This window comes from uncultured Lacinutrix sp. (assembly GCF_947500605.1).
Lineage (GTDB): Bacteria > Bacteroidota > Bacteroidia > Flavobacteriales > Flavobacteriaceae > Lacinutrix.
This window is the reverse complement of record NZ_CANMSJ010000006.1, coordinates 90,187-106,860: the sequence shown is the minus strand read 5'-3', so window position 1 is coordinate 106,860 and position 16,674 is coordinate 90,187. Positions and strand designations below refer to the sequence as shown.

Here is a 16,674-nt window from a genome sequence, read left to right as displayed (position 1 = left end):
TCTTTATTATTTTATTTAAAAAACAAAACAAAACACTCTTTTAACTTATTGATTATTAGTATTTAAAATGTAAACACCCTGTTTTCAGGGTATTCATTTTCACTAAAAACAGGGTTAAATAAAGGGCTTATCTGTCATAAATTTGTACCAGAGAATAACAAACACCACAAGCAAATAATATAAAATAACAGGTGTTATTATTCTAAAAAAAAATAAACAAATTTTAACCATTAAAAAACAAAATTATGACTTTCGGAATTACACTTATTTTATTAAGCATTATCGCAGTACCATCTTTATTATTATCAAAAAAACCTAACGCAAAAGAGTTGTTAGAAAAAATAGAACCTTACCAAGGTTGGATTGGACTTATCTTTTGTTTTTATGGTGTTTGGGGAATTATCTTTTCAATTTTAAACTTAGGATGGCTTACAACATTCCCAATCTGGTGGGTAACATTATTAGCAGGAAGTATTGTAGAAGCTGTTCTTGGGTTTATGTTAGGATTTAGCCTTATCAATAAGTTTGTACTATCTAAAAACGAAGCTGCTAAAGAAAAAGCAATTGCACTTAGAGAGAAATTAGCTCCAAAACAAGGAAAATTAGGAGTAGTAGGGTTATTTGTTGGTGCCTGGATGATTGTTGCATCTATCTTATTCTTCTAAAAAAAAATAAACTAAAACATAAATTAAAATTATCATGAAAAAATTAATCTTTTTAATGGCTGTGCTATTCTCTGTATCGGCAATAGCGCAAGAAAATAGAAATACAATTACCGTAGTTGGAGAAACCGAAACCAGTGTGGAAGATAATAGCTATACTATTTTAGTCTCACTACAGCAAATACTTGTTTATGAAGGGCAAGGCGAAGTAGAAGTAGCCTCTGTAAGTGAGGTAAAGAACAATTACATAAACAAATTAGGAGATTTAGGTATCGATTTTAGTAGGTTTCGTAGAAGTACGTATTACGAGTTTGTATCGTCTTACGGGCAAAGTAGAGTAACGGAATATTACTTTTTAAAAACATCGAACAAAGAAGAGGTTAGAAAAATTATAAACCTAAAATTAGCAGGTACATCTATTGCAAATACAGAGATAGAATCTAAGAAATTAACTAACGACGAATTAGTAAGTCTTGCCAAAAAAGCAATGGATAATGCCAAAAATAAGGCAGAAGCTTTAGCTAAAAAAATGAACAAAACTGTTGGTGATGTTGTTGGTATTGTAGACCAAAACACTAGCGCACAATATGCACAGAGTTATGGTACTAATAGGTTGCAAAGCCATACGGTAACAGTCTCTTTCGAATTACAATAAATTGAATGTCTATAAATTAATATAATAAATAACAAATCATGAAAATTAAATTAGTAGTATTATCAGTATTTACTTTCTGTTGTCTTTTTAATGCAGAAGCTCAAAAATTAAAAAAGTTTGGAAGTTCTATCGAGAAAAAGATTGGACCAAAAACAATTAAAGTACCTTATACAGATGTTATATCTTACTTAGGCTATGCTGCCGAAGGTACTGAAGACGCAGTAGTAGATGGTAAAAAATTCTCTTACATATACATCTGGGTGCCTGCTGTTGCTCCAGAATTAGGAGTAAGAATGTTATCTCCTGTAGCTAAAACAAAAGTTAAAAATGCTATAAGCTCTGCAGATTATACTGCAAATAAAGATTCTAAAGATTATTTTGATACTTACATTACTTTAGAACGTTCTACTATTTTAACAAAAGAAGGTGTTACTGTAGATGGTGCTAAAAATGCAACATGGACTAAACTTGCTAGTAATGATGATAGCAGCGAAATGCCAAAGCAACCTAGCGGAAGCAGTTACAACTCTTTATTAAGATATAAGAGTGAGTTAGGAAGCCCTACAAAAGCTTTAACTGTTGGTTTATACCGTATTGGTTTTACAACTTACAAAACAGGAGAAGTTAAAGGAACATTTTTAGCAGAAGTTGCTGCTCCAGTAAAATTACCTGGTGTTGTAATGGCTAAAACTATTGAAGATCTTAAAAAAGAACTATAAAACAAAATAGACATTCATATTTTTATTAAAACACCTCTTTATTTATATGAAGAGGTGTTTTTTTTGTGGTGGTTTTAAGTCTACTTATAGATTAACCATTTGCATATTTGTCAATCAGTTCATAGAGTTTACTTTCTATAAATTCGGTTTTATTAGATTCAAATACTTCTTTAGGCTTTTCCCAATCATTATTATAAATAACATAGATTTTATAACATTCTCTGTAGAATCCAACATCTAAAATTGGTCCTTTTTTATTAATATAACTTAACTGTAAAATATCTTCTGCTTTTTCAGCAGTGGCTAACCAATTTTCGTTTGATAGGAATTCGTTTTGGTCATATTCAATATGCCATTGGTTAATGTTTTTTGATATTTTACTGTTGTTAATCATTTTTAAATTATATGTGTTGCTAGCAACAGTACTTATTTATTCCTAATGATTAAATAATTCACAAAAGCCGAACAAGCAATGAGCATAAAACGAGCTTCTTCAAGTTGAGGTGTAATATCATCATCTAATAATCCATGTCTAATACCTCCATTTTCTGAAGCATAACCATAAATTGCACTAAACCCAGATTTTAGACTTTTTGGTATTGGTTTTTGTTTATCTAATATCTTTAATGCTTGTCCTAAAGTAGTATTTTCATTTCCAATAATTATCTTACATAAGGATTCAACTGCAGAAATTGATTCTTTTATAGAATTTCTATAATCTGGTTTTCTTTTATCAGTAAGTAATTTAAGCGAACTTTCAATATGAATTATTACAGGTCTATATTTAATTCCAGAATTTAAAGATTTTTCTATTTCATTAACTTCTTCTGTAGAATCTATTTCTAAAAGTGAAAGCCCGACAAAACGAAATCCAGATAGTTCTCTTTCTAAATATGGATTACACACTCTCACAAAATCTTCCCCGAATATGTCTGCACAAAATTCCAAATACTCATAAACCTCATACCATTTAGCATTAAAAAACCATTTACGGATAAAACTATAAGAATCTTCAGTATAAATACTTCTATCTATTATAGTTAAATTGTCAATTGGTTTTTTGAAAAAATCTCTCCATAAAACGCGAAAAAATTCTGCTAAATCAGAAAGTCCTGAACCATAGGGAGCATCATTAGAAAGTTTGTTAAATGTTTCATCACAAATGACTGACCAAAGAGTATTACGTAAATCTTCAGGTATTTGTTCTTTAGGAATAATTGTTTTTGGTTTAAATAATCCTAATCTTTCAGAAAATTTCAATTTCATTTATTTGATTTTTCGTTTTTGTTGATGTGGTCTTTTATAAGAATAGTTTAGTATTTGCTTGAAAGTAATTTTTACAGAAAATTCAAAAGTCTAACATGTGTAACTATTTCTATTTTAGATCGATATGGTAATTGTTTTTATATGTTGTTGTTGTTGTAAAACTTTTTAATTCATTTTTTACATTTCTGTATGAAATTTCTATTTTTTCACAATTGACTTCATTTCTTAATAATAGAGTGATTGTTTGATTTTCTTTAATTAAATATCCATTAATTTTCATTTCTCTATTTACTGTAAATATTCGATTAATTACGGATTCTTCTGGTCCTCTAATAATTAGTATTTCAAGAGTTTTATTCTTTGCTGGGATATTAAATATCCAAGTACTATCATTTATTAATAAGATTTCCGTTTTTTTATCTGACCATAAAATCCCTGGACTGTTATCACTATAAGAATATCTTTCTGATTCAAACTTAATAATTTTATCTGCAGGTTTTTTATATACAATTTCATTTTGTGCATACGTTACGATGAAAAATAGAATTATTATTAAGAAATATTTTTTTATATTTTATCCATAAGAATATTTGTGGGTTTGTATGCGAGGATTTTTCGAAGGAAAATCAGAAGTTACAAACACGCAACGACCTTTGATTAAGCACTAAACCGCAATTATTTTTATACGGTGTTGTAGGTAGTTTTTATTCATTTATGTATCTTAAGAATCTCTTCCCTTTAGTTGTGAATTTATATAATGGTGAATCAGATTTGTCAATAATTAAATAAGATTCTAAAAGAGATAATATTTTTCTCGTTTCATCTTTATCTTCTTGTCGGAAATTCGATTGAATAGCTCTAATAATATTATTAAGAGTAGTCATTTCCGAATTGTTGCTCTTAAATCTGTCCGCTAATTTTTCCAATTCTTCGTTACTATTATCTGCTACTTGTGTTTTTGAAGAGTCATAGTCATTTATGATTTCTTTTAACTGTTCTATTTCCAAGTTTTTGTCATTTACCAATTTTGAAAATCTTTCTTCTTGTTTTAGTATCTGTTCTCGTAATTCAATAGATTGCTCAACAGTCAATAATTGTTTTTTCTCTATAAAATTCTTTTGTGTTAATCTCCAATTAGCGAATGATAACGAAACCCAATAAGCTCCGTTTACTACAAATGGAATTAGAGTGATTAGTACAATTGTTGAAATCAAAGGGAAAGTCAATAAATGATGAAAATCACTATAATTTTCAACTATGTAATCTATTTTGCTTGTTACTATTTTATTTTCTGAAATGAAAAATGTCAAATAAATAATTTTCCAATTCCAAACTAACCACGAAATAATTAATGTTCCGTAAAAAGGACTTGTTGTTCTTTCATACAGAATGGTGCTTATCGATTTTTTTATGTCTTGCATTATTTCGGCTATTTTAAATTACCTACAACGTTGATGTATAAGAATAGTTGCGGGTTTGTATGCGAGGATTTTCCGAAGGAAAATCAGACGTTACAAACACGTAACGACCTTTGATTAAGCACTAAACCGCAATTATTTTTATACGGTGTTAGGCAACGTTTTTTATTATTAAATATCCTAATATCAATCCAGGAATTACCATAGCGAATAAATAAATCAGTTTTGTTTTATAGAAATATATAATTTGAGTTTTCCACCAATAATGCCATTTTAGATATTTATAATAATCCATATTGTCAGCTCTGAATTTTTGTCGGTCCAATTGGTCGTGATTTTCATATCTTCTCAATATATTCTGATACCTTGACTGAATATCGTTACAATATTCCAGTTTATCCTTGTCGGAACTTTTTGTGTCGTAGGTTTTAAAATTCTGAAGTTCGTTATATAAATCAGCGATATCTAATGAGCAATCGTGAAATTTTTCAGCTTTGACTAAATAATTTTGAGAATTCTCAAAAACAGAAAAAACCAATAATATTATTGAAATTGCTGTCATAGAGAATGCAAATAAATTTTGGTGCTGTGCAGATGGATTATAAATATTATATACAGAGAGAAGTCCGAAAATAATTAAATACACAGATAGAACACTGGTACAAATATTAGAGATTTTAGAAATCTTTTTTAGTCTATCACTTGCATAAAATCGAATTCCTTTGGTAGACCACAATTTATGTTTCAATTCTTCTAGAAAATCTTTGTCAAGATGTTCTTTTCCTTCTGGTTTGTCAAAGCTTTTTGGTTTTTTCAAATTTTTATGGTTTTGGTCAAATGTTGCCTAACAATTATATACAGTTACTATTAACTATATATTCATTATGTAAAGAAAACCATTAGTATTAATAAATCCTTACGGTTTTCCTCAATTGCCTTATTTTTTTTCAGCAGCAAGCTAAGTTTAATTTATAACAAAAAAAATACGTAGAACTACGTATTTTAAAAGCTAAAAAGAAGCTGTTTTTTACACAGGAAAAATACCAATAGCTTCGTAAAGCACAGTAATAATGCCGTTCCATACTTTTTCTAAAACTACTTTTAGTATGCCTTTAAGTGTGTTTATAAAATTGGTAACCATGTGTTTAAGTCCGTCGAGAAAAAAGGTAATGAGATCGTCTTCAATTTCACCAGTTGCAATACCGGCTTTAATAATTAAGGTTTGCTTAGAAATGGCTTCTATTTGGCGCTCGCTAAAACCAGTAACCAAGGCAATGTCTTTTTCTAGTATTGTGGAAGCTACGTTTTTTATAGAGTCTATTAGGTTGGCTGTTTTGGTGTTCATATTATTAACGTTTTAAAAAGCTTTCGTAAGTTATGGCTTGGTCTAAAAATATTTCAATTTCGCCTTTAAAGGCTTCTACTACTATTGGGTTTAAACCAGAGGTTTGGTCGGTTTCTTTCATTTTAACCAAGTTTTCTACAATACGGTTAAAGGCAAAAGCACTTGGGTAATCGCTAGAGGAGGATGGGCTGTTACGTTCGGCTAATAGATTGTTTATACGTTGGGTGGTTTTATTACTTGGTATTGGTCGTGCTTTGGCGAGTAAGTTTAGGGTTTCGAACTTACTAATTAGGGTGTTGTAAGTGCTTTCTCTACTAAAATAAGTGTCATTATCGCTACCACCAGCAACGGTTGCTAAAAACAGATAGGTTTCTGTTGTTGCTTCGGTTGCTTTATCTACAATTACTTGGTTGTAAGTTGGTGCTAAATAGGTTTTGCAACTGGCTAATAGTAGGAAACTAAAGACTATTAGTAAACCTTTGTATGTTTTTGTTGTTATCATGTAATGTTACTTTTTAATATTGTTTATTTTAAAAGTGCTTTGTCTTTTTCTTCAAACCATCCGTTTTTCTTCGAAAACCACCTTCCTTCAACTGAAGTAAGGAGCTGCCATGCGATTGTGTTTATACAGGTAGTTATATTTATTACCTGTATTTTTATTTATTGTGGCTCTCCTCTTATTTTCTAAGAGGAGAATGAATTCTAATTTCGCTTTAAAATTGGAAGAAAGAGGCGTTCTTTTTCCTCAAAACATCTATTTTCAGTCCAAATACTATTCTTCTTTAACTTCCAGCGTTTTACCAACTTGCTGTCTCCAAAACACAAAACCGATAATAAAACCAAACACCATACCTAGTCCATAACGGTATAAATCGGCATCAAGAAACTCTTCTACAGTTTCTTTAGGATTTGCAATCCAAATTAATAACGCAATTACATACATAATTATAGTACCTACTGTTGGGTTAATTTTTGGTGGACGATGCAACGGAAAAAATACATTAGCACAAATGGCGCCCCAAAAATAGGTGAGTATGTATTTACCGCTATCTACATTAATTTGTATGACTCTGCTTATTGTATTATTATCTGGTTTTGTAACTGCTAAGTATAAATCCCAGGCTATTAGCACCACAAAAAGTGTTATTAAAAAGTATTCTATTCTTTTTATAACAACTTCGCTATTTACTATTTTTTTTATCTCAATCATTGTTACAAAATAGGTTGGTATTGGTGCAATTGCCATCTTCAAAAATAGTGTCTTCATGGCGTTGAGACCACACAAAATGACCGTAAAGCAAGCCACAAATAATTAATATAACTTGATGGTAAGGTTTTATCTTTATTTTATTTCTAAGTAACATTAGTATACCAGTAATTACTACAAGAAGCGCAACTGGTAACCACCAATTACAACAGAATAGAGGCTTGGCGCTTCCTAAGAAAAAATGTCCGCCTAATACGCCCCAAAAAAAGGTGATGAAAAAATACTTTCCGCTAGCCCAAATACTTAGCCTATTGTTTACAGTATCGTTTTTTACTTTGTTGAGGTTTAAAATAAGATTTAAGAGTATAATTATACCAATGCACACTTGTACAATTATCCAAACCACTTTTTGAGTAAAAATTTCTGACATCCATTTTATTTAAGACTTAAATTTAGGGAATATCTGCTTTATAAAAAATAAGTAGAACCACGTATTTTATTTTAATTGAAATAAATTCAATGTCTATAACTAAATAGTCTCGCTTAGTGCTCCTTCCTTCAGTTGAAGGAAGGTAAATTATGTAAAACGAAATAGGGATGGTTTGAAGAAAAAGGCGAAGTACTTTTTAATTACAATAGTAAGGTGCAACTCTAAGTTTAGTTTAAATGCCAACATTTTGCATCAATTTAAGACGGAAAATACAATTCAGCATAAAAAAACGACAACTCGGTAATTCACTTTTTAAAAAGCAGGTATTCCGTTGCATATTTGTCTCAACATTAAAAACCACCATTATGTATAGATTAGCACTTTTTATTATTTTACTTGTAACGTCTCAAGTAGAAGCGCAAACACAAACCGAAAGCAAGTACCAAACAGGCATGCAAAAAGCAATGGCTTTATGGCAAGAGAACAAAACCGAAGATGCGGTAAACCTTTTCGAGCGTATTGCAAGCGCAGAAAACGATAATTGGTTACCAAGTTATTATGCTGCACAAGTTTTAATTCTTGACGGATTTACAAAACTGCAAGACACTAAAACCTTAAATGCACAATTATTAAGAGCGCAAGATTTTATTAATGACGCGACTACAAACTCTAAAGAAAATCCCGAAATTATAGTAATGCAAGCCATATTATATACGGTTTATGTTGCCAGCGATGGTGCAAAATATGGGATGACGCTGGCACCAAAAGTAGAACAGCTTTACATGAAAGCGCAAAAGTTAGATCCTAAAAATCCAAGAGTAGTTTTAAATAAAGCAGAATGGAATATGGGTAGTGCAAGATATTTTGGGCAAGATACTAAGCCATTTTGCAAGGAATTTGATAAAGCCTTAGAACTTTTTGTTAACTTTAAACCAGAATCTGAGTTTCATCCTAATTGGGGAAAAGAGCGTGCAGAAGCAATGATAGCATCTTGTAAAGAATAAATATGATTAATTTTTTTAAACAGTTAAGTAAAGCATTTAGTATAGGTGTTTTAGTATTTACAATTATTGGTCTTTTTAGATTGTTAAATGGTAATACTATTAATTTCGATAAATATCTACTAGAATATTTTATATACAACCAAGCGTATTCTGTTGTTTTGTATTTGGCAAACTCTTATACGATTAGTTTTATGACAGAGAAAATGGGTTTCAAACTTTTTGAGTTTAAAAACCTTATTATGGCAGCTATAATGTCGGTTGGTGTATCTATACTCTCTATTTTTTGTATTCGTTACATAACAAGAGTTATAATTTATAGTAGCACTTTTTCTAACTTTTTAAAAACAGAAACACTTAGTAATTATCTTTTTGCTTTAGGAATATCGGTTTTAATTACCACTATTTTTTATGGTATTTACTACTACAAAAGCAAACAAGATAGAAAAGTAAAAGAGCAAAAGGTAATTGCAGGAACGGCAAGCGCAAAGTTCGATGCTTTAAAAAACCAGTTAGATCCGCATTTTTTATTTAATAGCTTAAATGTATTAACGAGTTTAATAGAGGAAAATCCCGACAATGCCCAGAAGTTTACAACCAGCTTGTCTAAAGTGTACCGCTATGTTTTAGAGCAAAAAAACAAAGATTTAATAACGGTAGACGAAGAACTTAAATTTGCAAAAACTTATATGTCGCTTCTTAAAATGAGGTTTGAAGACAGTATTATTTTCGATATCCCAGAGCAGGCATCAAACCCAGAAAGTAAAGTTGTACCGCTATCTCTACAACTACTTTTAGAAAATGCAGTAAAGCATAATGTAGTAACGGCAAGCAAACCTTTGCATATTAAAATTTACGAAAGCGATGGCAACCTAATTGTAGAAAATAATCTACAAACCAAACAAGTAGTAAAAAAGAGTAGTGGAGTAGGTTTAAATAATATTACACAACGCTACCAATTATTAACCAACAGAAAAGTAAGTATTGTTGAAGGTAAAGCCCACTTTACAGTTGCAATACCAATGCTTACCAAACAAGTAAAAGTAATGAGACAGATACCAGCAAAACAGTTTGACGATAGTTATATAAGAGCACGTAAACGTGTGGATGAGCAAAAGGAGTTTTATTATAATTTAATCTCGTACTGTGCAGTTATTCCGTTTTTAATATTTATAAATTATAATACCTATTGGGATTTTAAATGGTTCTTCTTTCCAATGGCTGGTTGGGGATTAGGCTTGAGTATTCATGCTTACAAAGTGTTTGTAAACGATGGCGTTTTAGGACGCAATTGGGAACAACGTAAAATTGAAAAGTTTATGAAAGAGGAAGAAGACAAACGCTATAGCTAAACACCAATGGAAAATAATATAGAACCATATAACGAAACAAACTCTGAACGTAATTACGAACGAGAAGAAGCTTATTTAAGAGCTAAGAAAAGAGTAAAGAAGATAGTAGGTTTCTACTGGCATTTGGCTTCTTATGTGGTAATTAATATCTTTATTTTGTATCTCATTTCTCAAAACCTAAACGGAGATCCATTCTGGAGTTTTAATGTGTTTTCAACAGTGTTTTATTGGGGAATAGGTATATTCTTCCATTTTATGGGTGTTTTTGGTCCAAACTTAATGTTTGGTAGAAATTGGGAACAACGCAAATTGGAAAAGTTTATAGATGAAGAAAATAAAAAATGGGAATAATTATGGACACAAATAAAATAGACCAACAACGTTTAGACCGTGCTAGGCAACGCGTTAAAAAGATAAAAAGTTTTTACACACATTTACTTATTTATGTAGTAATAAATTTAATAGTTGTTTTTCAAAATATAGAAAATTTAGAACCTGGCGAAAGCTATTTTCAAGCTCATAATTTTATAACCTTTGCACTTTGGGGCATTGTAATTATTATACACGCACTCACTGTTTTTTTACCAAACTTTGTTTTAGGAAGCAATTGGGAAGAGCGAAAAATTAAAGAAATTATGGAAAAAGATAAACATATTTGGAAATAGTTTGGGCGTTACCTAAAGGTCAGGCTTTCCGCTATATCTTTTGCAGAAAAAGCAAAAGGATGCCGCATTAATCCTTAACGCAGAAACAGTATACTCGATAAAGATCAGTAGCAACATAAGAGTAAGTTATCTAAAAATCCAACCAATCCAAAAATCCAAACCAATTTAATGAACGTAATAATTATAGAAGACGAGAAACCATCTGCAAGACGTTTACAGCGTATGCTTAAAACTCTAGATATTGAAGCAGAAACAATGTTACATTCGGTGGAAGAGTCTATAGAATGGTTTCAAAATAACGAACATCCAGATCTTATTTTCTTAGACATTCAATTAAGCGATGGTCTTTCTTTTGAGATTTTTGATGCTATCGAAATTACTTCTGCTATAATTTTCACAACTGCTTACGATGAGTACGCACTTCAAGCTTTTAAGCTAAATAGCATCGATTATCTATTAAAACCAATTGACGACGAAGAACTAGAAGCAGCAGTTTTAAAATTTAAAACACGTATACCCAAAAAGCAAAGTGTAACATTAGATTTTAACGAGATAAAAAAACTACTAATAAACCCGATAGAACGTGAGTATAAAAAACGGTTTTCGGTAAAGGTTGGTCAGCATTTAAAATTGGTAAATATCGATGATATCGAATGTTTTTATAGCGAAAACAAAGGGACATATTTATATACTTCCGAAGGTAGAAATTACCTTTTAGATACTACGCTAGATGGTTTGGAAGACGAACTGGCTCCTGAGCAATTTTTTAGAATAAACAGAAAGTTCTTTGTTAATGTTCAGGCAATCAAAGATATAGTTAGTTATACCAATTCGCGTTTACAAATAAAACTTAATAACTACAACGCGCAAGAGGTTATTGTTGCTAGAGAACGTGTTAAGGATTTTAAAAATTGGTTAGAATAAAAAACCACCTTAACATCGGATAGGTTTTAATTCAATATTAACCGATAAAATTTTGTATCTTTGTAATGTGGAAACATTGGATACAAAATATAGAGAAGATTTAAAAGAAACGTTTATACGTCTGGAAGAGAAGGTGCAGTATCTTAAAAAACTGAGACCTTTTCCTAATACTGCTTTATTAGGTATTCGAGAAGCTCTACTAATAGAATGGACTTACAACTCTAATAGCATAGAAGGTAACACGCTTAATCTTCGAGAAACTAAAATGATTTTACAAGAAGGCGTTACCATAAAAGGTAAATCGCTTCGTGAGCATTTTGAGGCAAAAAACCACGAGCACGCCATAAACTATTTATATACTTTAGTTAAACCAGATTATGTTTTAAGTAGTAAAGATATAATGTCTTTGCATGCTTTAGTTCTTAGAACTATAGAAGATGAATTTGCAGGACGTTTACGTAATGCAGGTGTTAGAATTAGTGGTGCTAATTTTGTACCACCAAACGCGCGTAAAGTGCATCAATTACTTAACGAGTTGGTAGACTTTGTAAACGAGAACCCTTTACAATTAAATAGTATAGAGTTGGCTACAGTGTTTCATCATAGGTTTGTACATATTCATCCATTCTTCGATGGTAATGGTCGTACAGTTCGTTTGGTCATGAACTTGTTATTAATGCGTGAAGGTTTTCCGCCAGCTATTATTTTAAAAAATGATAGAAATAAATATTATGCAGCTTTAAATCAGGCCAATAAAGGTAACTACGCAAAATTAATGTTATTAATGGCTCAGGCTTTAGAGCGCACAACAAATATTTATTTAACAGCTTTACCAGAGCACGATAAAGACTATCAAATAATAAGCGATATTGTTAAAGAACCAGACGTGGCTTACAGTCAAGAATATGTTAGTTTATTGGCTAGGCAAGGTAAAATTGATGCACATAAAGAAGGTAGAAATTGGTACACAACTAAAGAAGCCATAAATAACTACATTGCTAATAGAGAGCGTAAGCGTTAAGCTAAATACGTTTAAATTAATTAATCTTCAATTCTATTATCATCGAATGCAGATGGTAATAGTTTTGGGATAAACTTAATTACTAAAGGCAGTAACAAAGCGCCACCAGGCAACAAAAATATTGCAAGACTTGGTATGGCTTTAAAGATATCTAGTAATTGGTCGTTTACTTTCTTTTGTTCCTCTTTAGTAAGATCTCTAACAGTAGATTTTGTTAGCAATAGCATTAACTCTTTACTTTGAGATAATTCTTTGTACAACCTTTTACTGTTTCTAGAAATCAGTTTCATTACCATTGCACTAGAGTTATCGTAAAACGATTTTACAATATTTTTAGACCCTAATAATACAATGTCTTTTTTGTGTTTTTCAAAAAAGTCTGTAATAGACAGCATCGCATTTTTAACTTCTTTTGTGTCTAAGTTTAAGTCTTTTCCTAACTGAAATAAAAAGTAGCGTTCGTTGTCGTCTATGGTTTTATCAGACCAGGTTGCCATACAGGCTAAATCCAGAAGGTATTGTTTTTCTAAAGGTGTTTTTAAAAGTGCAATAGCTTCGTTATAATCTAGCTTATTGGTTTGTTGGTAACGTAAAGACTGCTCGAATAAATTAATAAGGCTGTTATCGTACTTGGTTTTTTCAATCTTAGAATTTAAAGTTTTTAATACTATAGTTTCAATAGCACTTTCTTCTTTAATAATAGAGGCTTCAGTAATATCACCTGTAATTAAATATTGCTTATAAGCTAAGATATCTACAAAAAGTAAGGCATTGGTAATAAAGTAATTAAAGCTTTTGTCGATGAGGTTATTATCTATTTGAATTCTTTTATGAATAATCTTTTCAAGTATATCTATAGTATCTCCTTTGCTAATAATATCTAGAAAGAAGTTTGTTTTATGGGCATTAATCTTTTTATAAAATGCTACGGTATCTTCTATAAAATCACCTGTGCTTTTAAGACTATTATGTGTAACGTATAATGCTATTAGATGATTTACTTTACATATTTCTTCAGAAGACAAATCGTCTTTATCAATTAAATCCTTTACAATATTGGTATTACTACCATATATATAACCACAAGGAATAAGCGCTTTATACAAAACGGCCAACGATGCGAATTCTGTAGAGAGTTGCTCGTTGTTTATTGAGATTAGCTTTTTAATCCAGCCTGAAGAAGATGGGTTCACTTGTTTGTGTTTTTTAAAGATGACAAAGTTAGTTTTTTCAAGTCAATTTATAGATGGTTTTTAGTGTTAACACAATTTTAACAAAACCGACTTTCAAATTAGTGCGTATGTAGAACTGAGAACCAAAAATTAATTAACAACAAAATCTCATTATTATGAAAAAATTCAAAATTTTATTAGGAGCTTCAGCTATAGCAGTTGCAGGTTTCTTTATGGTAGCTGCCGATCACATTGATGCTCCAGCGGTTGCAGGCGGTACAAGTGACATTACAGATTTTTACGCATTTCAAGGACAAAACGAAGACAACATTGCTTTTGTAGCAAACGTTCAGGGTTTAATAAGTCCGGGAGCTTCAGGAACAGCTGCCTTTGATGAAAACGTTTTAGTAGAAATTAATATCGACACAGATGGCGATGCTATAGAGGATATGGTAATTCAAGCAATTCCAAGAAATGGTAAAATGTATGTGTTTGGGCCATTTGCTTCAAATAGTACAAGTTTAAACAGTACAGTTAACGATGCTGCAACTAGTACTGTTGTAGATATCACTCCTTATGGTGATGCTGCAATTACTGCTACTTCAGCAGATGGTGTTATGGCTTTTGCAGGAACTAGAGATGATCCTTTTTTCTTTGACTTTGCAAGATTTACACAAATTTTAACTCCAGGAGATGATGATGGTGATGGAATGGAAGAAGCAGGATTTTTACCAGCAGGTTCTGGTGAAGGTTTCGCTAGTGATACATTTGCAGGAACTAACGTAATGTCTATTGTTGTAGAGGTGCCAAAAAGCATGATTGGTGGAACAGGAAACATTAATACTTGGGTAGAAACTAAGTCAAAATAATAATCAACTTTTAAAATATACAATTATGAAAAATATAAAAACACTAATGTTCGCATTATTAATATCTGGAGCTGCTTTTAATTGCTCTAACGATGATGATGCAGTAGGAACAACTACAACACCAGCTACACTTGATTTTTCTGGGACTTACTCTCAAGACGATCAAATGGCAAGACCTGCAATTAATACTGTTTTTGTTGACGGAGCAGATAAAAATGTATTTAATACAACAGTACCTTCGGCACAAGGTGCAGCTTTTCAATCAAGTTTTGAAGCTAAGTTATTAGCTTTAAATCCAGATTATACTACAAACGCATTAACTTGGAATGCAGCTACTTTTACAGGAGCTCTTGCTACAGATGTATTAACTGTTTCTTTAGATGGAACAACAACCTTTTTTGATGGTACAAATGTATTAACAGGACGTGCATTAGAAGACGATGTTATATCAGTAGAATTATTATTAATCTTTGGTGGACCAGATGGTTCGGAAAAACCAGGATTAACAGATGATAACGTAAGTGAAAATGATAAGGAATTTACACCTTCATTTCCTTACTTAGCATCACCTTGGTAGAAAACATTATAATCCAGAGTGCTTGATTAAGCGCTCTGGATTTTTTATTACAATAGAATCAACACAATAACCAACAAAACAAAACACAATGAAAACTAACTTATACTTATTGCTAGTTCTAGCTTTACTTTTTAATTGTAAAGAGGAAGATAAAACAGTTACTAACGCAAAAGATTACGATGTTTTCTTAATTGCAGAGAATAAAAAATTAAGCGATGCTAAAGCAGAAGAAAAATTCTGGGCAAACAAGCTTGAAAAAACACCAAATCAATTTCCTTATTTAGCAAAACTAGCTAGTGCAGAATCTCAATTATTTGATGCTACCGGTAATATTAAAAATTTAAAAAAAGCTGAGTCATATTTACTTCAACTCAATCAAAAAACAAATCAGAATAAAGCAGGATATTTAAGAGCTTTAGCGAGAAATTATATTTCACAACATCGTTTTAAAGCTTCTTTAATACTGTTAGAAAAAGCCGAAATACTTGCCGAAGATCTTGATAGTACTCAAAAAATGATGTTTGATGTGCATATGGAACTAGGTAACTTTGATATAGCAAAATCTTACCTTGAAAAAGTGGTAGATTTAAATAGTTTCGATTACTTAATTAGAACAGCAAAATGGAACGACCATATTGGTAATCTTGATGCTGCAATTAAATATATGGAAATGGCTATGGCTAAAGCCGAATCTTCAAATATTGTAGGATTAAAGCAATGGTCTTACACCAATATTGCAGATTTTTATGGACATGATGGTCAAATAAATAAATCTTACCAATACTTTTTAAAAGCACTAGCTTTAGATCCTAACGATGCTTATGCAAAAAAAGGAATTGCTTGGATTGTTTACTCTCACGAGCGTAATCCAGAAGAAGCACTTAGGATTTTAAATACAATCACTAAAGAATATACTGCTCCAGATTATTTCCTTTTAAAAGCAGAAATTACAGAATTTTTAACAGACGAAACTTCAAAAAACAAATATATTGCAAGTTATAAAAATGCAGTACAAAATCCTCAATATGGAGAAATGTACAATGCATACAACGCTAAGCTATTTGCAGAAAACAATAAATTTGTAGATTCAGCAATAGCTATTGCAAATCGAGAAATTGAAAATAGAGGAACACCACAATCTTACGATTTGTTGGCTTGGTCTTTATATAATAATGGTGAATTTAAAAAAGCACTAGACATTGTAAATATGCATATAATTAATAAAACATTCGAGCCAGAGGCTCTGTATCATGTAGCAGAAATCTATAAAGCTAATGGTATGACAAGTGAATTACAACCATTAAAAAAAGAACTTCTTATGGCTACCTACGAATTAGGACCATTAATGGAATTAAAAATTAACCAACTATAATTAAAAAATGAAAAATTTA

General features: G+C 31.0%; 21 protein-coding genes. 12 read left to right on the top strand and 9 right to left on the bottom strand.

The features are described 5' to 3' along the window. Positions 1-245: 245 nt before the first annotated feature. Genes Q0935_RS10280 through Q0935_RS10270 form a run of 3 tightly spaced genes read left to right on the top strand, consistent with a single transcriptional unit; the run spans position 246 to position 2,036 of the window. On the top strand, positions 246-665 hold the full coding sequence (locus Q0935_RS10280; RefSeq protein WP_299252408.1) for a hypothetical protein: 420 nt from the start codon (positions 246-248) through the stop codon (positions 663-665). A gap of 34 nt (positions 666-699) precedes the next feature. After that, positions 700-1,317, top strand: coding sequence for an SIMPL domain-containing protein (locus Q0935_RS10275; protein WP_299252411.1), 618 nt, complete (start codon positions 700-702; stop codon positions 1,315-1,317). A gap of 38 nt (positions 1,318-1,355) precedes the next feature. Then, the gene (locus tag Q0935_RS10270) at positions 1,356-2,036 is read left to right on the top strand and encodes a Lipl32 family lipoprotein (protein ID WP_299385582.1); all 681 of its coding nucleotides are present in this window, start codon (positions 1,356-1,358) and stop codon (positions 2,034-2,036) included. A gap of 91 nt (positions 2,037-2,127) precedes the next feature. Here the strand turns inward: Q0935_RS10270 and Q0935_RS10265 are convergent, their stop codons facing one another. From Q0935_RS10265 to Q0935_RS10230, 8 genes are all read right to left on the bottom strand, one after another. After that, complete coding sequence (locus Q0935_RS10265) at positions 2,128-2,430, bottom strand: hypothetical protein (RefSeq protein ID WP_299385579.1); 303 nt, start codon at positions 2,428-2,430, stop codon at positions 2,128-2,130. A 32-nt stretch (positions 2,431-2,462) separates the two neighbouring features. Then, positions 2,463-3,302, bottom strand: coding sequence for an AbiJ-NTD4 domain-containing protein (locus tag Q0935_RS10260; RefSeq protein ID WP_299385577.1), 840 nt, complete (start codon positions 3,300-3,302; stop codon positions 2,463-2,465). A gap of 704 nt (positions 3,303-4,006) precedes the next feature. Then, positions 4,007-4,723 carry a hypothetical protein gene (locus Q0935_RS10255; RefSeq protein WP_299385574.1) on the bottom strand — a complete coding sequence of 239 codons (717 nt, stop codon included), beginning with the start codon at positions 4,721-4,723 and terminating at the stop codon, positions 4,007-4,009. Positions 4,724-4,871: 148 nt separating this feature from the next. Further along, positions 4,872-5,537 carry an SLATT domain-containing protein gene (locus Q0935_RS10250; protein ID WP_299385572.1) on the bottom strand — a complete coding sequence of 222 codons (666 nt, stop codon included), beginning with the start codon at positions 5,535-5,537 and terminating at the stop codon, positions 4,872-4,874. A gap of 210 nt (positions 5,538-5,747) precedes the next feature. Then, positions 5,748-6,065: a hypothetical protein gene (locus Q0935_RS10245; protein ID WP_299385569.1), complete on the bottom strand. Its 318-nt coding sequence runs from the start codon at positions 6,063-6,065 to the stop codon at positions 5,748-5,750. Between the two features lie 4 nt (positions 6,066-6,069). Continuing rightward, complete coding sequence (locus Q0935_RS10240) at positions 6,070-6,567, bottom strand: hypothetical protein (protein ID WP_299385566.1); 498 nt, start codon at positions 6,565-6,567, stop codon at positions 6,070-6,072. Positions 6,568-6,837: 270 nt separating this feature from the next. Further along, entirely contained in the window at positions 6,838-7,332 is a 495-nt protein-coding gene (locus Q0935_RS10235) for a hypothetical protein (RefSeq protein WP_299385564.1), read from the bottom strand. Then, the gene (locus tag Q0935_RS10230) at positions 7,268-7,702 is read right to left on the bottom strand and encodes a hypothetical protein (protein ID WP_299385562.1); all 435 of its coding nucleotides are present in this window, start codon (positions 7,700-7,702) and stop codon (positions 7,268-7,270) included. Before Q0935_RS10230 ends, Q0935_RS10235 begins: the two co-directional genes overlap by 65 nt. A gap of 365 nt (positions 7,703-8,067) precedes the next feature. Between Q0935_RS10230 and Q0935_RS10225 the strand changes: the two genes are divergently transcribed. From Q0935_RS10225 to Q0935_RS10200, 6 genes are all read left to right on the top strand, one after another. Next, positions 8,068-8,706, top strand: a complete 639-nt coding sequence (locus tag Q0935_RS10225) for a hypothetical protein (protein ID WP_299385559.1) — start codon at positions 8,068-8,070, stop codon at positions 8,704-8,706. A 2-nt stretch (positions 8,707-8,708) separates the two neighbouring features. Beyond that, on the top strand, positions 8,709-10,055 hold the full coding sequence (locus Q0935_RS10220; RefSeq protein WP_299385556.1) for a 2TM domain-containing protein: 1,347 nt from the start codon (positions 8,709-8,711) through the stop codon (positions 10,053-10,055). Positions 10,056-10,061: 6 nt separating this feature from the next. Next, the gene (locus Q0935_RS10215) at positions 10,062-10,406 is read left to right on the top strand and encodes a 2TM domain-containing protein (RefSeq protein WP_299385554.1); all 345 of its coding nucleotides are present in this window, start codon (positions 10,062-10,064) and stop codon (positions 10,404-10,406) included. Between the two features lie 2 nt (positions 10,407-10,408). Beyond that, entirely contained in the window at positions 10,409-10,720 is a 312-nt protein-coding gene (locus tag Q0935_RS10210) for a 2TM domain-containing protein (RefSeq protein ID WP_299385551.1), read from the top strand. Positions 10,721-10,888: 168 nt separating this feature from the next. After that, positions 10,889-11,644, top strand: coding sequence for a LytTR family DNA-binding domain-containing protein (locus Q0935_RS10205; RefSeq protein WP_299385548.1), 756 nt, complete (start codon positions 10,889-10,891; stop codon positions 11,642-11,644). Positions 11,645-11,711: 67 nt separating this feature from the next. Then, on the top strand, positions 11,712-12,665 hold the full coding sequence (locus tag Q0935_RS10200) for a Fic family protein (protein ID WP_299385545.1): 954 nt from the start codon (positions 11,712-11,714) through the stop codon (positions 12,663-12,665). A 20-nt stretch (positions 12,666-12,685) separates the two neighbouring features. Here the strand turns inward: Q0935_RS10200 and Q0935_RS10195 are convergent, their stop codons facing one another. Further along, positions 12,686-13,858: an LETM1-related biofilm-associated protein gene (locus Q0935_RS10195; protein WP_299385543.1), complete on the bottom strand. Its 1,173-nt coding sequence runs from the start codon at positions 13,856-13,858 to the stop codon at positions 12,686-12,688. A 155-nt stretch (positions 13,859-14,013) separates the two neighbouring features. On the opposite strand from Q0935_RS10195, the gene Q0935_RS10190 reads away from it, so the two are divergent. The 3 genes from Q0935_RS10190 to Q0935_RS10180 all read left to right on the top strand — a co-directional run bounded on the left by Q0935_RS10190 (position 14,014) and on the right by Q0935_RS10180 (position 16,655). Further along, positions 14,014-14,706, top strand: a complete 693-nt coding sequence (locus tag Q0935_RS10190; protein WP_299385540.1) for a DUF4331 family protein — start codon at positions 14,014-14,016, stop codon at positions 14,704-14,706. Positions 14,707-14,731: 25 nt separating this feature from the next. Continuing rightward, positions 14,732-15,283, top strand: coding sequence for a DUF4331 family protein (locus Q0935_RS10185; protein WP_299385537.1), 552 nt, complete (start codon positions 14,732-14,734; stop codon positions 15,281-15,283). 88 nt (positions 15,284-15,371) lie between these two features. Further along, positions 15,372-16,655, top strand: coding sequence for a cell surface protein (locus tag Q0935_RS10180; protein WP_299385535.1), 1,284 nt, complete (start codon positions 15,372-15,374; stop codon positions 16,653-16,655). Positions 16,656-16,674: the final 19 nt, after the last annotated feature.

Coding starts and splice junctions, on each gene's coding strand:
- Q0935_RS10280 (WP_299252408.1), top strand. CDS start 246: ATGACTTTCGGAATTACACTTATTTTATTAAGCATTATCGCAGTACCA.
- Q0935_RS10275 (WP_299252411.1), top strand. CDS start 700: ATGAAAAAATTAATCTTTTTAATGGCTGTGCTATTCTCTGTATCGGCA.
- Q0935_RS10270 (WP_299385582.1), top strand. CDS start 1,356: ATGAAAATTAAATTAGTAGTATTATCAGTATTTACTTTCTGTTGTCTT.
- Q0935_RS10265 (WP_299385579.1), bottom strand. CDS start 2,430: ATGATTAACAACAGTAAAATATCAAAAAACATTAACCAATGGCATATT.
- Q0935_RS10260 (WP_299385577.1), bottom strand. CDS start 3,302: ATGAAATTGAAATTTTCTGAAAGATTAGGATTATTTAAACCAAAAACA.
- Q0935_RS10255 (WP_299385574.1), bottom strand. CDS start 4,723: ATGCAAGACATAAAAAAATCGATAAGCACCATTCTGTATGAAAGAACA.
- Q0935_RS10245 (WP_299385569.1), bottom strand. CDS start 6,065: ATGAACACCAAAACAGCCAACCTAATAGACTCTATAAAAAACGTAGCT.
- Q0935_RS10240 (WP_299385566.1), bottom strand. CDS start 6,567: ATGATAACAACAAAAACATACAAAGGTTTACTAATAGTCTTTAGTTTC.
- Q0935_RS10235 (WP_299385564.1), bottom strand. CDS start 7,332: ATGAAGACACTATTTTTGAAGATGGCAATTGCACCAATACCAACCTAT.
- Q0935_RS10230 (WP_299385562.1), bottom strand. CDS start 7,702: ATGTCAGAAATTTTTACTCAAAAAGTGGTTTGGATAATTGTACAAGTG.
- Q0935_RS10225 (WP_299385559.1), top strand. CDS start 8,068: ATGTATAGATTAGCACTTTTTATTATTTTACTTGTAACGTCTCAAGTA.
- Q0935_RS10220 (WP_299385556.1), top strand. CDS start 8,709: ATGATTAATTTTTTTAAACAGTTAAGTAAAGCATTTAGTATAGGTGTT.
- Q0935_RS10215 (WP_299385554.1), top strand. CDS start 10,062: ATGGAAAATAATATAGAACCATATAACGAAACAAACTCTGAACGTAAT.
- Q0935_RS10210 (WP_299385551.1), top strand. CDS start 10,409: ATGGACACAAATAAAATAGACCAACAACGTTTAGACCGTGCTAGGCAA.
- Q0935_RS10205 (WP_299385548.1), top strand. CDS start 10,889: ATGAACGTAATAATTATAGAAGACGAGAAACCATCTGCAAGACGTTTA.
- Q0935_RS10190 (WP_299385540.1), top strand. CDS start 14,014: ATGAAAAAATTCAAAATTTTATTAGGAGCTTCAGCTATAGCAGTTGCA.
- Q0935_RS10185 (WP_299385537.1), top strand. CDS start 14,732: ATGAAAAATATAAAAACACTAATGTTCGCATTATTAATATCTGGAGCT.
- Q0935_RS10180 (WP_299385535.1), top strand. CDS start 15,372: ATGAAAACTAACTTATACTTATTGCTAGTTCTAGCTTTACTTTTTAAT.